Origin of the sequence: Pseudonocardia sp. (genome assembly GCF_025465255.1) — a bacterium.
Classification (GTDB): Bacteria; Actinomycetota; Actinomycetes; order Mycobacteriales; family Pseudonocardiaceae; genus Pseudonocardia.
On sequence record NZ_JAODNI010000086.1, the window covers coordinates 15,675 to 31,322 of the forward strand.

The window sequence follows — 15,648 nt, forward strand, 5'->3', positions numbered from 1 at the left end:
CACCCCGATGAACGGACAGGAGAACCTCGTGAACGAACCGACCGCGACCGGCCGCGAGTACTGGGGGGCCGTGCTGACGGCGGGCGGCCGCACCGCGATCCCGCGATGGACCCTCGACCCGGCGCCCGGGGTCGCCGGGTACGAGACGACGGTTCCCGCCGACCTGGCAGCGGTCGTCGCCGGGCCGGCCGGGGGGCTGCCGCTGAGCACGACCCTGCTGGCCGCCCACGCGAAGGTGCTCGCGGCGCTCTCCGGCGAGGGCGACGTCGTCATGGGCCTCGTCGTCGGCGGTCGCCCGCTGCCGCTCCGGCTGACGGTCGCCGCCGGCTCCTGGCGGGAGCTGCTCGCCGGGACGCGCAGGGCCGAGTCGGACCTGCTGGCGCACGGGGACTTCCCGGTCGCGGAACTGCGCCGCGAGCTCGACGTGGCCGGGCCGTCGTTCGAGACCGTGGTGGACCCCTCCGGCCCGGCCGATGAGCCCACCGGCGACACCGTGCTGTCGGTGGGGGCTGCGCGGCGCGGCGACGCGCTCGTCCTGGGGCTGCGGTACCGCACCGAGATCCTCGACGCGGAGAGCGCCGCGCGGATCGCCGGCTACCACCTGCGGGCGCTCGCGCTCGTCGCCGCGGACCCGGACGCGGAGCACAACACCCATACCCTGCTCGACGCCGAGGAGCTCCGGTTCCAGATCGAGGGGCTCGCCGGACCGCGCCGACCGCTGCCGGACCGCCGGTTCCACGAGCTGTTCGAGGACCGCGTGCGGCAACACCCGGATGCCGTCGCGGCGGTGCAGGGCGATCGGAGCTGGACGTACGGGGAGCTCGACTCGCGGGCCAACCGGATCGGCAGGTCGTTGCTCGCCCGCGGCCTGGGCGCGGAGGACGTCGTCGCCGTCGTGACCGAGCGGAACCTGGACTGGATGGCCTCGGTCCTCGCCGTCTTCAAGGCCGGCGGGGTGTATCTGCCGATCGAGCCGCACTTCCCGGCCGATCGGATCGCGACCACGCTGTCCCGCGCAGAGTGCCGGCTGGTGCTGACCGAGCCCGGAAGCACGACGACCCTCGACAAGGCCCTGGACTCCCTGCCGGGCATCCGGACGCTCACCGTCGACACCGCCTACGAGGAGGACAACCCCGACGACGACCTCGGCGTGGCCGTGGGGGCGGACCAGCTCGCGTACATCTACTTCACCTCCGGCTCCACCGGCGAGCCCAAGGGCGCGATGTGCGAGCACGCGGGCATGCTCAACCACCTCCTCGCGAAGGTCGAGGACCTGGGCATCGGGGAGGGCGCCGTGGTCGCCCAGACCGCGCCGCAGTGCTTCGACATCTCGCTGTGGCAGCTGGTGTCGTCGCTGCTGGTCGGCGGCCGGACGCTGATCGTCCCGCAGGACGTGATCCTCGACGTCGAGCGCTTCGTCGACACGGTCGCCGACGGCCGGGTGGCCGTCGTGCAGATCGTGCCGTCCTACCTCGAGGCGGTGCTGTCGTACCTGGAGCGGAGCCGGCGGGCGCTGCCGGACCTGCGGTGCGTCTCCGTGACCGGTGAGGCGCTGAAGAAGGAGCTCGCGCAGCGCTGGTTCGCGGGCGACCGGGGGATTCCGCTGGTGAACGCCTACGGGCTCACCGAGACCTCCGACGACACCAACCACGAGGTCATGCACCGGGTGCCGGACCGCGAGCGGGTCCCGCTGGGCCCGGCCGTCCGCAACGTGCACCTCTACGTCGTCGACGAGAACCTGGTCCCGGTGCCGCTCGGCGCCCCCGGCCTGATCGTCTTCTCGGGGGTCTGCGTCGGGCGCGGGTACGTCAACGACCCGGAGCGCACCCGGGACGCCTACCTGTCAGACCCGCACCGGCCGGGACAGCGGCTCTACAAGGGCGGCGACTACGGGCGCTGGCTGCCCGAGGGCAAGCTGGAGTTCCTGGGCCGCCGGGACTCGCAGGTCAAGATCCGCGGCTTCCGCATCGAGATCGGCGAGATCGAGAACAAGCTGCTGCGCGTCCCGGGCGTCCGCGACGGCGCGGTGGTGGTGGCCGAGAGGGCCGGCAGCGGGGCCCAGCTGGTGGCGTTCTACTCCGCCGACGAGCTGTTGCCCGTCGACATGCTGCGGGAGCGGCTCGGCGAGTCGCTGCCCGTCTACATGGTCCCCTCGGCGTTCCACCGTCGCGAGCGGCTGCCGCTGACCGCGAACAGCAAGATCGACAAGAAGGCGCTGACCGCCCTCGCCGCGGAGCTCGACGTCGTCGAGGAGGCGTACGACGCGCCGGTGACCGAGGCGGAGCTGCGGCTCGCGGCCGCGTGGGCGACGGTGCTCGGCGTCCCGCAGGAGGAGATCGGCCGCCGCGACGACTTCTTCGACCGCGGCGGCTCGTCGCTCTCGGCGGTCAAGCTGGCGGTCGCACTGGACCGGGCGGTGTCGCTCAAGGACATCACCCGCAACCCGGTGCTCGCCGACCTCGCCGAGCTGCTCGACGGCTCGCGCCCCGAGAGGCGCCGGGGTCTGCTGCAGCCGCTCTCCGAGTCCGGCGGCCCCACGCGTGCGCTGGTGTGCTTCCCGCACGCCGGTGGGAACGCGGTGAACTTCCAACCGATGGCGAGGGCCCTGCGTGACAGCGGGCTCGCGGTCCTCGCGGTCGAGCTGCCGGGGCACGACCTGGCCGCGAAGGGCGAGGGGTTCGCGCCCCTGGCCCAGGTCGTCGACCAGGTCGTCGCCGAGATCCTCGCGCGCGGCCTCCGCACGGTGTTGCTCTGGGGCCACTCGGCCGGCGCCGCGTTCGCGCTGGAGACCGCGCGGGTGCTGCAGCAGCGCGGGGTCGCGGTCGAGCGGGTCTTCCTCGCCTCGCAGCTGCTCGGCGACGCCGCCCGGCGGCGTGCCAGGACCGCCGAGCTGGAGGCCCGCGAGGACGCGGACATCGCGGCCGGCCTGGGTGCCGCCGGCGGCTACACCGAGCTCGGCGAGCTCGACACGCAGCGCGCGCGGCACGTCGGCGCCGCCTACCGGCACGACTGCGTGTCGGCGAACGGCTACCTCGTCGACGCGCTCGACGCGTCGCCCGCGGTCCGGCTGGCCGCACCGGTCACGGCCGTCGTCGCCTCCGACGACCCGAGCACCGTCGGGTTCGCCGACCGTTACCGCGAGTGGCTGCTCCTGGCCGAGCAGGTCGACCTGCTCGAGCTCGCGGACGGCGGCCACCACTTCCTGCGCACCCGCCCGGCCGAGGCGGCACGGGCGGTACTGAACGGCACCGTCACCGGCTCTTCCTGAACGAGCCCCGCACACCTTCACCCCACCTGAAAGGACCGAGATGTCGTTCCCGTCCCCCTCGCCTCTGCTCGACGTGCACCGGCGACCCGGCGCACCCGCGATGCTGCTCGCCGACGCCCCCGGCGGCGCGGGCCGCTGGGCGGCCGAGAACCGCGACGCGCTGCGCAACCTCGTCACCCAGTACGGCGCGATCATGGTCCGCGGGCTCGGCCTGCGGGACCCGGGCGAGACCGCTGCGGTGTTCCGGACCCTGGCCGCCGACCTGATGGCGGAGCGCGAGGCGTTCGCGCCGCGGCAGGTCTACCCCGAGGGCATGTACACCTCGACGAAGTGGCCCTCGAACCAGCAGATGTGCATGCACCACGAGCTCAGCTACACCCTCGAGTTCCCCGGCACGATGATGTTCGCCTGCCTGACCGCGCCCGAGTCGGGAGGGGCGACGACGGTCGCCGACGCACCGTCGGTGCTCGAGGCGCTGCCGGCGGACCTGGTCGACCGGTTCGAGCGGGAGGGCTGGCTGCTCTGCCGCACCTACAACGAGGAGATCGGCGCACCGTGGGCCGAGGCGTTCGGCACAGCCGATGCCCGCGCGGTGGAGGACTACTGCCGGGCCAACGCGATCGAGTTCGAGTGGCAGCCCGACGGCGGGCTGCGCACCCGGCAGCGGCGGCTGGCCGTCGTGCGGCACCCGATCACGGGGCAGCGCTGCTGGTTCAACCAGGTCGCCTTCCTCAACGAGTGGACGCTCGACCCCGACGTCCGCGAGTTCCTGGTGGACACCTACGGCCCGGACGGGCTGCCGTTCACCACCCGCTTCGGCAACGGCGACCCCGTCGGGGCGGACATCGTGGAGCTGCTCAACCAGACCTACACCGCCCACACACTGCGCGAACCGTGGCAGGTGGGAGACCTGATGCTCGTCGACAACATCCGCACCGCGCACAGCCGCGAGCCCTTCACCGGGTCCCGGGAGGTGCTCGTCGCGCTGGCCGACACGGTGCGCCTGGCCGACTGCGCCCCGGCCGCGGGAGCCGCGCGATGACCGCCGTCGACTCCACCGCGCCCGAGTCCGCGTCCCCGGAGCCGCTCACCGTGCCGCCCTTCGCGGTGGTCTCCGGCGCCCAGGTCCAGCAGGCGCTGCAGGGCCGGGAGGCGCAGATCATGGATCTCGTCGAGGCCACCTACAAGCTGCACGGGGCCGGTGACTCGGTGAACCCACCGTCCTACTTCCTGCGGTTCCCGGACCGCCCGACCTCGCGGATCATCGCACTGCCCGCCTCGATCGGCGGCCCGTCACCGGTGGACGGCCTGAAGTGGATCTCGAGCTTCCCGACCAACGTGGCGGCCGGGATCCCGCGGGCGTCGGCCGTCCTGATCCTCAACGACCACGACACCGGCTACCCGTTCGCCTGCATGGAGAGCTCGATCATCAGCGCCGCGCGGACGGCCGCGTCGGCCGCGCTGGCGGCCGACCGGCTCAGCCGCGGACGGGAGCGCCCGAAGCGAGTCGGGTTCTTCGGCGTCGGACTGATCGCCCGCTACATCCACACCGTCCTCGCGGGCACCGGATGGGAGTTCGAGGAGATCGGCGTGCACGACCTGTCCGCCGACAGTGCGGAAGGGTTCCGCGGCCACCTGGAGCGTTCGGGCACCTCCGCCCGCATCGCCCGGTACGAGACGGCCGAGGAGCTGATCCGCTCCAGCGACCTGGTGGTCTTCGCGACGGTGGCGGGACAGCCTCACGTCACGGACGTCTCCTGGTTCGACCACGGACCGCTGGTGCTGCACGTGTCGCTGCGGGACCTCGCGCCCGAGATCCTGCTGGAGTCGACCAACGTCGTCGACGACATCGAGCACTGCCTCAAGGCGGACACCTCGCCGCACCTGGTCGAGAAGCTCACCGGCAGTCGGGAGTTCCTGGCCGGAACCCTCGATGACGTCATCGCAGGCCGGGTGACCATGCCGGCGGAGGGGACGGTGGTGTTCTCGCCCTTCGGCCTGGGCGTGCTCGACCTGGCGGTGGGCAAGTACGTCTACGACGAGGTGCACCGATCGGGCGCGCTGAACGTCGTCGACGACTTCTTCCACGAGCTGCGGAGGTACGGGTAGGCCGTGGATGTCCGGGCCGGCCCCAGGGTCCACGTCGCCGGCGGGCTCACGCTTCCCGGGGCTCGGGCAGGCGCCGGGCGTGCTCCAGGAGCCGCGCGATCCGGATGGCCTCCTCGTAGTCCTTCTGCTCGTCGTCGACGTGGAAGACGGCCTCGTCGTCGCCGCCGATCGGTTTGGACGCCCCTTCCAACACCTCGCCGACGAACTGGACGGCCAGCGGCAGCCCGCGGTGCGTCAGCAACTTCAGCAACGGCACCGCGGCGATGACCAGGCCCAGCGGCGGCTCGACCAGGCCCAGGGCCACCGCGGCCGCCGCCCCGCCGTAGTAGCCGATCGACCGGGGCACGTCGAGGTTGACCGCACCGACCCGCACCTGCAACACCGCGCTCCTGGACATGGGGTTCCTCCCGTCGGGGCGCCGTTCGCGCTCGTACCGGCGGATACCCGTGAACGGGCTGCACCTACCTGAACCGGCGGGGGCGATCGAGGAGGCGTGAGGGCGCAGGGGCGGGTGTCGAGCGGGAGCAGGCGGGTACCCGGGACATCGACGTCGACACCGGCGCCGACGCAGGCGGGAGCACCTGATGACCCAGGACCGCGACAAGGGCGTCGCACGCAACATGCAGGAGTTGCTGCAGGAGCTACGGGTGGCCCAGACCGGGGTGCAGGTCCTCTTCGCGTTCCTGCTGACCGTGCCGTTCCAGCAGACCTTCCGCCAGGTCAGCACGTTCCAGCTGAACCTCTACTACGCCACGCTGCTGGCCGCGGCGCTGTCGGTGGTGCTGTTCGTCGCCCCCGCGGCGCAGCACCGGATGCTGTTCGGCAAGCAGGACGAGGCGCGGCTGCTGGGCCGGTTCAACCGGCAGACCATCGGCGGCCTGCTGTGCCTGGGCGCAGCCATGGTCGGAGCGGTGCTGCTGGTGACGTCCTACCTGTTCGGCACGACCCGAGCGGTGGTGACGGCCGCGATCTCGGTGGCGGTCGTCCTCGCCTTCTGGGTCGTCGGCCCGCTGGCGCGCCGCGGGTAGGCGACACACCGCCGGGTTCAGGCCGCCGCCGGGCTGAACCGTCCCCAGATCGAGCGCGCGACATGCACGGCGAACCGTTCCAGAATCGCGGCCGCGACGGCTACGGCGACCGCTGCGAAGAACTCGCCCATCGGACAACACCTCCACACGCTGAGGGCTGAAGTGTGGGCCGGTCGGATGAGCAGCGGGCCGGCGGCAGGTGCACGGCGGGCGGACGGTAGGTGACGAGTCGGCGCCGGCCCGGTTCACGACTGCGGCGGCGGCGCGCTGCCGAGGACCCGTTCCGAGAGGAGCTGTGCGGCGGTGGCGGCCACGGTGGCGGTGAGGGCGATGGCCCATTGGTGGGGGAGGAGTGGGCGGGAGCCGACGGCGTGGCTCAGCCCCGGCACCTGGACCGCGACGGCGAGCAGGGCCATCGAGCCGACGACGGAGGCGGCGACGAGAGGGGTGCGCCCGCGGACGGCGAGGGTCTGGCCGAGCTGGGCACCGACGAGCGCGACGAGGCCGGTGGTGCTGGCCTGCCCGGGTGTGCTGACGGGGCGGGCGAGCAGCCAGGCGACGCCGGCCGAGGTCGCGGTGATCGCGGCGCGCACCTGGAAGTCGCGGGTGAGGGAGCCGCTGAGGGACTGCTCCGGTCCCTCGGCGAGCAGTTGATCGGGGGTCGCGTCGGCCGGCGGCCGCACCGCGACGGCCATCGCGGGCAGGACGTCGGTGAGCATGTTGATCAGTAGCAGTTGTCGCGCGTTCAGGGCGGCGGCACCGCCGAACAGCCCCGTGGCGAGGGTGTGGGCGACCTCGCCGAGGTTGCCGCCGAGCAGGATGGACAGGGCGTCGCGGACCGAGGACCACATGCCGCGGCCCTCGACGATGGCGTCGGTGATCGTCTCGATGCGGTCGTCGGTGATGACGACGTCGGCGGCCTCGCGGGCGGCGGAGGTGGCCCGGGTGCCGAGGGCGATGCCGACGTCCGCCAGCCGGATCGCCGGCGCGTCGTTGGTGCCGTCCCCGGTCACGGCCACCGCGTAGCCCTCCTGCTGGAACACCTGGACGATGCGGGCCTTCTGAGCGGGGACGACGCGCGCGAAGACGGCCGTGCGAGGCAGCTGCCGGGCGAGCTCGTCGTCGGTGAGCTCGTCGAGCTCGGCGCCCGTCAGCACGACGCGCCCGTTGAGGGCGTCGAGCTCGACGGCGATCGACTGGGCGGTGCTGGGATGGTCTCCGGTGATCATGACGATCCGGACGCCCGCGGCGCGCAGCGTCGCGACGGACGCGGCGGCGGTGGGGCGGACGGGATCCACCAGTGCGATGAGCCCGCGGAACTCCAGATCCTCGACGTCGGCCTCCGCCAGCCGGGGCCGGTCCTCGAGCCGGCGCTGGGCGACGGCCAGCACGCGGTGTCCCTGCCGGGCCAGCCGCTCGACCTCGGCGTCGATCTCCGCGCGGGCGTGGTCGTCGAGCGGCACGGTGCCGGCGCCGGGCCGCCGCCGGGTGCTGCAGAGCGGCAGCACGACCTCGGGAGCACCCTTGACGCTGAGCCGGTCGCCGGTGCGGCCGCGCCACAGGGTGGCGTGGTAGCCGCGGTGGGACTCGAAGGGCAGCTCGCCGAGGAGCTCGACGAACGCGTGGCCGTTCTCGGCGGAGACCCCCAGGTCTCGGGCGCCGCGCAGGACCGCCTGGTCGGTCTGGTGGGTCACCTCGTGGGCGGCGGCCCCGAACGGGCTCGCGCGCACGGCGGCGGCGACGACCTCCTGGAGGTGGGGCGGGAGCAGTTGGTCGACGGTGGCCGTGTCGGTCCCGTCGGAGACCTGCCGCAGGCTGATCCGGCCCTCGGTGAGGGTGCCGGTCTTGTCGAAGCAGAGCACGTCGACCCGGCCGAGGGCCTCGATCGTGGACGGGTTGCGCACGAGCGCGCCACGGGCCGAGAGCCGGCGGGCGGCCGCGAGCTCGGCGACCGTCGCGACGAACGGCAGACCTTCGGGGACGGCGGCCACTGCGAGGCTGACCGCCCGGCTCAGCGCCACCCCCGCCGGTTGCCGTCGGAGGAGATCGACCGCGATCAGTGCGACGCCGGCGCCGATCGAGAAGGGCAGGACCCGGGCGGTCAGCGTGCGCAGCCGGATCTCGACGCCCGTCGGTGGCGTCTGCCCGGCCTGCTGGCGCAGGGTCCGGCCGACCTCGGTGCGCTCCCCGGTCGCGACGACCACCGCGTCGGTCCGCCCGGCCGCGACGACCGTGCCCTCGTAGAGCATGGAACGCCGATCGGCCAGGACCCGGGCACCGGTCGCGCGGGCCGATTTCGCCACCGGCACCGACTCGCCCGTCAACGGCGACTCGTCGACCTCCAGGTCCTGTCCGGTCAGCACCCGGCAGTCGGCCGGGACGGCGTCGCCGGACTGCAGCCGGATCACGTCACCCTCGACGAGCTCGTCGGGTGGGTGCTCGGCCTCCGACTCCCCCCGCCGGACCCGGACGGGGGCGGCGCTGGAATGCAGGAGGGTGCGCAGTGCCTTCTGCGCGCCGACCCTCTGCATCCCACCGATGAGGGCGTTGACCGCGAGCACACCGGTGATGAGGAGCGGGTCCACGATCGAGCCGCCGGCGGCGGAGACCCCGGCGCCCGCGGCGAGTGCGGGGGTGATCGGGTTGGCCAGTTCCTCCACCGTGGCCCGGGTGAGCCCGAGCTCCTCCTGGTCGGGGGTTCCGGGCTGCTGGTGATGCCGTCGTCTCGCCTCCGTCTCGGCGAGGCCGGCACGGGAGCTGGCGAGCGATTCGAGCACGGCCCGGGTCGACATCGCGTGCCACGGCGTCCGGTCGGCCGGGACCGGCTCGGGGCGCCGAGCGGGCGACATCCCGGACCAGATGCCCAGGCCCAGAGCGAGCAGCGCGGTGGCGTGCACCGGGATGGCGGCGCGGGTGGGGGCGCCCGGGCCGGGCCCCACCACGGCGAGCAGGGCGCCGAGTCCCGAACCCGCGACGGCGAGCTGCGCGGCGCGCCGGCTCGCCTGCCGCGCCGGGCCGACCGCCCCCAGCAGCAGGCACACCTCGCTCGCGGTCCTGGTCAGCACGTCCGCGTTCCAGGCCGGGGCCTGGCGCGGTGGGATCAGGCCGATGCCGAAGTCGGCGGCGGCGAGCGCGTCGTGGCTCCGGCTCACCAGCGCGACGACGTGGCCGCCGGCCTGCAGCTCCCGCACCGAGTCCGCCAGTTCGGAGCCGCCGGGTACGGCGCCGTCGGTGTCGAGTCGCGTCGCCAGCTCCCGGGGTCCGGCCGCCAGGACGAGCCCGGCCTCCGCGGCGGCCGCGACGACGGCCTCGGCGAAGGGATCGAGCGCCGGCGACACGCCGACGAGCGCGACCGGTTCCTCACCGCGCCGCAGGGCGAGCACGACGGACGAGCGCCGGGCGAGCGCGGCGGCGGCCGCCTCGGCCGACTCCGGCAACGACGTCGGGCCTGCCGGCCCGATCGACCAGCCGTCCTGCGCCCGCACCCGCCGGGGCCGGCGCAGATCGACGAGGTCGTACGTCCGCTCGACGAACTCGGACAGCTCCGGGTCGGACCCCTGGACCAGCGGCACCACCTCGTCGACGGCCTGCCGGCGGGTCACCAGGAGCTCGGCGTCCAGCACGATCGTGTCGACCCGGTCGAGCCGCCGCAGCGCGTCCCGGTTCAGGACCAGGCTGCCCCGCGCCGCGGCGTCCCGGCCGAGCTGGGAGGCGAAACCTTCCCGGCCCGACCGTGCGGCCTTGGGGACACCGGCGGTCAGGGCCGCGTTCACCACCGTCGCCGTGCGGGTGGCGGCCAGCAGCGCGCCGGCGCCGGCGAGGGTGAGCCCCGCGGCCGTGTCGCCGACCTTCTCGACGGGTCCCGCCGGGAGGGGTACCGGACGCGGCCGGCCGGGACGCGCGGCGGCGCGGTGCCCCCCTTCCTGGCCGGCCACCGTGCTGTCCCACTCGGCCCATGCCCGGCGGCGCGCCAGGGTCTCCTGGTAGAGGCTGTAGCGCTGGCAGGTATCGGCGAGCAGTCCGAGCGGGCGCCGGCCGAGTGCGTTGGAGAACGCCGCCGCGCCGCCGAACAGCGTGTCGGTCGTGGTTTCACCGATCGCCGAGGCGACGGCCGCCCGGACGCGGGGGGCCGACTCGGCGACCGCGAGGACCGACGACGCCCACGCGACCGGCGCGGTCGGAATCGCCCTCCCCACGATGGTGTAGGCCAGCCCGGCGGCGTTCAGGCCGAGCAGTGCGGCCTCGTGCAGCGCTTGGACCGGGGCGCCCGGATGGTCCGCATCGGCGTGCGGCGCTTCCGCCAGCTCACACTCCCGCTCGGCCGCCCGCACGAGATCCACCACGTCGCGCACCGTGAGCCGCTCCGGGTCGAACTCGACCATGACATCGCCGAAGACCGCGTTGACCTCGGTGCGTCGAACGGCGGCATGGAGGTCGATCCGTCGCTCCAACCGTGCGACGGTCCCCGCATCGGTCTCGTGCACCCCGCGCACGCGCACGTGCGCACGACCCGGCGACGTCGGCGCCGCGCCGGACGCGGCCGCCGCCACCAGCTCAACCACCCCGTCGACGGCGCCGACGACCTCACCGGCAGCGGTCCCGACCAGGCTGAACACACGGTGCAACACCAGCAACTCCCGGGCCACGCAGCGAGTGCGGCGATCACGCGCTCGCCTCGATCGATGGCCCGGGAACTCCGCGGACCCCTGTCAGGTCGGGCAGGTCGGGTCTACGTGTCCCCCTGGGCGTTCGGGCGGGGCGCGTCGGACGTCGTCGCGTCGGCCGGGCCGGAGGTCTCCGCCTCCGCCACCTGCGACGTCCCACCGTGCGGTTCCGGGTTGGCCTCACCCCGGCTGGCCAGGGCGGTACCGACGCCGATGGCGGCCGCAACCGGCCATTCGATGATTCCGGCGACCGCGGTCGCCGCCAGGCCGCCGAAGAACAGGAGTGACTTGGGGGAGGGCAGGAGCGACTGCGCCCCGCGGGCGGCCGCGTCCAGATCCGCCCGTCCGGGCAGGTGCAGGTGGGGAGCCCGGAACTGGGCCGTGACGAACGGAAGGTTCACCGTCGCCGAGCGCTCGCCTTCCGCACCCCCCTCCGCCGGGCGCTCCGGGCGAACGTCCTCGGTCAACGTCGACGTCCCACCCGCCTGGGTGCCGCCACCCGGCTGCGCGGCAGGCGCCGCCGCGGCGTCGCCCGTGGCCGTCTCCGTCTGCCTCGCCTTACCCGCCATGCTCCACCTCACCCTTCGGCCCGCCCGATCCGACGGGCTGGTTGTGCCCACTGAGACCCCAGGGAAACCCCTGGTGGCCAAAAGCTGTACTCCCGGTTGCCGTTCCGTACACGGACCGGCGGGCGGGCGGCCGGGACTCGCCCGCGCCACCCGACGACCCGGTGATCACGCTCCGGTCGTGACGGGGGCCTTCACGTCGAGATCGACCATGCTCTCCGGATTCGGCGAATGCCCGAACTCGCGGTGCAGGACGGGCATGATCTTCTCCCGTGGCTGGTAGCCCCGCTCGATGCCGAACTCGGGCCGCCCGCCGCTGATCACGTCCAGCATCGCGGCCTGCTCGGCGATGCGGATCGGGTGCCACCAGCTGACGATGTTCGCGGCCTGACCGAGCCGGATCCGCCTGGTCCGCGAGGCGATCGCCGCTTCGCTCAGCAGCGGGTTGGGAGACAGCTCGGCGCCCTCGGGCTGGAAGTGGTGCTCGGTCTGGAACCAGTAGTCGAAGCCCAGCTGCTCGGCGAGGATGCCCTGACGGACCTGATTGACGATCGTCCGCTGGGCCGAGGTGTGGGTGGCGGCGAGGTCACCGTCGTTGACCACGACGTCGTCACCGTTTTAGGCGACGTGTTTGGTGGGCAGATCCGACGCCCCGTTGTGGAACACGCCGATCTCTATCATCACGAGTCTCCTTGCCGAACCGTAGGAACCTGGAATCAGCTGAGTGCGCGGAGGTCGAAGCCGAGGTACTTCGCGGCGTCCTCCGGGTTGGCGAACATGACCGTCCGGTCGTCCAGGTGAACCATCCGTCCGTAGTGGGTGGACATGTTCTCCTCGAACTCCGCGGCGTCGAACCACCCCTCGTCCTCGCCCGCTGCCTCGTCGATCTCCGCGTAGACGAAGTCCATCCGCTTCCGGGCGTCGACCCGGATCATGGAGGGCAGGACGGTGATGGTGACGCCCTCCTTGTCCCTCATCACGTCGGCCACGATCGCCCCGACCTGGTTGTTCATCAGCGTCACCCCGCACTTGTCGGACGCGGTGCTGTTGGGGGCGAACGGGCTCTGCGCGGTCGAGCTGGTCATGACTGCGCCTCCGCGGGCATCTGCAGTCCGAGATCCGAGACGATGCCGGCGAAGCGTCGCTCGGCCCGCGCCATCGCGTGGTCGAAGTCGCGGGGCTTCACATCGGGCAGGCCCCACAGCGGCGCCATGGTCCGCGCCGCGTCCAGGCAGCGGGGCGTCCAGTGCGCCAACCACTCCTGCATGACCGCCTTGTTGTGGTCGGCGAACTCCTTGTCCGCGGCAAGGGGGCCGAAGCAGGCCTGGGTCCAGCGCAGGTCCCGCCGGGCGTAGTCGTACTCCCCGGCGCCCATGATCGTCGGCGTCACGAAGTCGCCGTTGGCCGCGGCGGACTGCTGGACCATGTTGCTGCGGAACAGCTCGCCGATCAGCGGCTCGAAGACGACGTTGGTCGCGAACATCATCTCGCCCCAGTCGTCGTCGACCGCGGTCAATGCCTCGGCCACCTCCCGGGCGCCCTGCCACTCGGGGTTGTTGTTCCAGGAGTCGAGGTGGGCGGTGCCGTCGAAGCCGTCGATCTCCTCGGTCAGCGTGAGGTTGTAGAGCGCGAGGTCCTGCGCGAACCGGATCTTGTGCATGCTGTTCACGGCGATCGCCGTGTTGTGCATGTTCGTCGGGGCGGACCGGTTGCAGGCGGCGAAGACGTACAGGCCGAGGATGTGCTCGACGTGCATCCAGGCCCCGACGTGCCGCTCGACGAAACGGACCCAGTTCGGCGCCCACTGCTCGAACGCCTTCGCGTCGCGGGCGTTCTCGATGTTCTGGTTCAGCTGGCGCACGACGTTGGCGTTGTATCGGTAGAGCGTGAGTTCCCACTCCTCGTTGGGGTCGCGGAACTCGTGCCAGCCGTGGGCGGGCCACTCGTAGCCCTTGCCGCCGGAGCCGGGGTAGCGCTCGGGCTCGGGCCGGTCCACGCCCCAGGCCTTCAGCCTCGTCCAGTTCAGCGGGTAGCCGGCCTCGCCGTCGGCGAAGCCGTAGAGCCAGCCCTGGGACAGGTAGTGCCGCGGGTCGGGCTGGACCTCCACGGTCACGTCCTCGTAGTGGCTCGGCTTCCGCTTGGCCGGGGTGAAGTAGTTGAAGCGGCGGGCCGACGCCCCGGAGTCCGGGAACACCCTCGCGCCGGCCTCGGCGTCGGTGAAGTTGACCTTCGGCACGCTTCTGACGGGTTGCTCCCCGGTCGTGGTCATGGTCAGTCCGCTCCTTCCGGGTCGCCGGTGGTCGTGAATCTGTCGTAGAAGATGTGTTCGGTGGGGACCCCGAGGTCCTGCAGGAGCGGGATCGCGGCGTCGACCATGGGGGGCGGCCCGCAGACGTAGGCCTCACGTCCCTTGAGGTCCTGCTCGCCGCGCTTCAGCACGTCCGTGACGAAGCCGGTCTCCCCGTCCCAGTCCTCGTCCCCGTCCGCCTCGGACAGGGCTGGCACGTATCGGAAGCCGGGCAGCCGGTCCTCGAAGGCGTGCATCTCGTCCTCGAAGCACAGGTCCTGCCTGGTCCGGACGCCGTAGTAGAAGGTCGTCCTCCGGTCGACGCCCCGCTCCGCCATCGACCGGAGCAGGCCCAGCACCGGGGCCAGACCGGCCCCACCGCCGACGAACACGAGGTCGGAGGTCCGGCTCTCGCGCAGCGTGAAGGTCCCGAACGGACCTTCGACGTCCAACCGATCGCCCACCTCGACCGTGGTCGCCAGGTACTGCGAGAACTGTCCGTCGGGGTAGATCTTGATCACGAACTCGAAGAGCCGGCCCTCCCGGTCCGGGGTGTTCGCCATCGAGAACGAGCGGCTCTCCGTCGTCCCCGGGATCGTGAGGTCCAGGTACAGGCCGGGGAAGAACTTGATCTCGTCCGGCTCGACCAGCTTCAGCACGAGGTGGCGCATGTCGGGGGTGACCGGCTCGTTGAGGACGACCTCGGCGACGCCCTTCCGCAGCGGCAGACCGGAACGGATGATCTCCTCGTCGTAGTTGAGGAGCTCGATCACCAGGTCCTCGTAGGCGTGGGCCCGGCACAGCAGCGTCGAGCCCTCCTCCTTCTCGTAGTCCGGGAGGGCGAACGTGGAGTAGCTGTCGAGCTCGATGTCCTCACCTTCGAGGACGAAGGACTTGCAGGCGGCGCACTGGCCCTCCTTGCAGCCGTGCATGAGCTGCACGCCCTGCTCGGCGGCCGCGCGCAGGATCGTCTGGTCCTCGTCGACCTCGATCTCGATGCCGACCGGTTCGAACCGCACACTGTGCTTGTCGCCCATGCGATCGACCGACCTTTCGACGTCTCGGCGTGTCCCCGGGGTGAGGCAGGGGGCGCCGGACGGGGAGAGGGCCCGGTGGGCCCTCCCCCCGCTTCTCGCCGCGCCTGTTCCGCGGGGTCAGGCGGTGCTCGGGGCCGGCCGCCCGGCCGGGCCCTGACGGTGGTAGTCCTCGACGAACGCGGCGCGGCCCGCGTCGTCCATCTGGTTGAACAACACGTTCGGGCTCTGCAGCGGGGGGCACCGCCGCATGTGGTCCAGCGTCCACATCTTCTTGGGATCCAGGTCGAGGTGGGGCTGGGCCGTCATGGTCTTGCCGTCGTCACGCACCATGCCCATGTCGGAGACGACGTCGGCCCAGTTCCAGCCGTGGTAGAGCGTCTCCCACTCGCGCTTGCCGACCAGACGACCCATGTTGGGCGTCTCGCGACCCTGGTAGGTCCCGCGGAAGGCCTCGACGTCCGTCCAGCGGCACATCTCGTGGCAGTAGGTCTTGTGCACCCCGTCGACCTCGGCGGTCACCATGTCCTCGCGCACCAGACACGGGACCATGCAGGTCCAGCAGCGGGCCGGGTAGACGTAGTCGACGTCCTCGAACACGATCGGGTTGTGCCCGTTCGGCTTGGCGAGGCGGGAGTAGTTCTCCCACCAGGCGCCGTACTTGTCGTACCAGCCCGGGTACTTGTACTCGA

At 72.6% G+C, this 15,648-nt stretch carries 11 protein-coding genes and 1 pseudogene; 4 read left to right on the top strand and 8 right to left on the bottom strand.

The window, feature by feature from the left end; all coding sequences use genetic code 11:
- Positions 1-28: 28 nt before the first annotated feature.
- From JWP64_RS09000 to sbnB, 3 genes are read left to right on the top strand one after another with little or no spacing between them, the layout of a single operon-like run.
- Positions 29-3,268, top strand: coding sequence for an amino acid adenylation domain-containing protein (locus JWP64_RS09000; protein WP_297494476.1), 3,240 nt, complete (start codon positions 29-31; stop codon positions 3,266-3,268).
- 40 nt (positions 3,269-3,308) lie between these two features.
- A complete protein-coding gene (locus tag JWP64_RS09005; protein WP_297494479.1) occupies positions 3,309-4,310 on the top strand; it encodes a TauD/TfdA family dioxygenase in 1,002 nt (333 codons plus the stop codon).
- Positions 4,307-5,377, top strand: a complete 1,071-nt coding sequence (sbnB, locus tag JWP64_RS09010; RefSeq protein ID WP_297494482.1) for a 2,3-diaminopropionate biosynthesis protein SbnB — start codon at positions 4,307-4,309, stop codon at positions 5,375-5,377. Before JWP64_RS09005 ends, sbnB begins: the two co-directional genes overlap by 4 nt.
- A 46-nt stretch (positions 5,378-5,423) precedes the next feature.
- Here sbnB and JWP64_RS09015 read toward each other — a convergent pair whose 3' ends face one another.
- Positions 5,424-5,774: a hypothetical protein gene (locus JWP64_RS09015; protein ID WP_297494485.1), complete on the bottom strand. Its 351-nt coding sequence runs from the start codon at positions 5,772-5,774 to the stop codon at positions 5,424-5,426.
- A gap of 187 nt (positions 5,775-5,961) precedes the next feature.
- On the opposite strand from JWP64_RS09015, the gene JWP64_RS09020 reads away from it, so the two are divergent.
- A complete protein-coding gene (locus tag JWP64_RS09020; RefSeq protein ID WP_297494488.1) occupies positions 5,962-6,405 on the top strand; it encodes a DUF6328 family protein in 444 nt (147 codons plus the stop codon).
- Positions 6,406-6,650: 245 nt separating this feature from the next.
- Here JWP64_RS09020 and JWP64_RS09025 read toward each other — a convergent pair whose 3' ends face one another.
- The 7 genes and pseudogenes from JWP64_RS09025 to JWP64_RS09055 form a co-directional block, all read right to left on the bottom strand.
- Positions 6,651-11,033, bottom strand: coding sequence for a cation-transporting P-type ATPase (locus JWP64_RS09025; RefSeq protein WP_297494491.1), 4,383 nt, complete (start codon positions 11,031-11,033; stop codon positions 6,651-6,653).
- Positions 11,034-11,134: 101 nt separating this feature from the next.
- Positions 11,135-11,638 (bottom strand): hypothetical protein, encoded by a 504-nt coding sequence (locus JWP64_RS09030; RefSeq protein WP_297494494.1) that lies wholly within the window; start codon positions 11,636-11,638, stop codon positions 11,135-11,137.
- Positions 11,639-11,803: 165 nt separating this feature from the next.
- Positions 11,804-12,238 (bottom strand): LLM class flavin-dependent oxidoreductase, encoded by a 435-nt coding sequence (locus tag JWP64_RS09035; protein ID WP_297494497.1) that lies wholly within the window; start codon positions 12,236-12,238, stop codon positions 11,804-11,806.
- Between the two features lie 113 nt (positions 12,239-12,351).
- Positions 12,352-12,720: a propane 2-monooxygenase effector subunit MimD gene (gene mimD / locus JWP64_RS09040; protein WP_297494500.1), complete on the bottom strand. Its 369-nt coding sequence runs from the start codon at positions 12,718-12,720 to the stop codon at positions 12,352-12,354.
- A complete protein-coding gene (locus tag JWP64_RS09045; RefSeq protein WP_297494503.1) occupies positions 12,717-13,904 on the bottom strand; it encodes a toluene hydroxylase in 1,188 nt (395 codons plus the stop codon). Before JWP64_RS09045 ends, mimD begins: the two co-directional genes overlap by 4 nt.
- Before the next feature lie 2 nt (positions 13,905-13,906).
- A complete protein-coding gene (locus tag JWP64_RS09050) occupies positions 13,907-14,959 on the bottom strand; it encodes an NADH:ubiquinone reductase (Na(+)-transporting) subunit F (RefSeq protein ID WP_297494506.1) in 1,053 nt (350 codons plus the stop codon).
- A 117-nt stretch (positions 14,960-15,076) separates the two neighbouring features.
- Positions 15,077-15,648: pseudogene (locus JWP64_RS09055) on the bottom strand (methane monooxygenase); the annotation flags it as partial.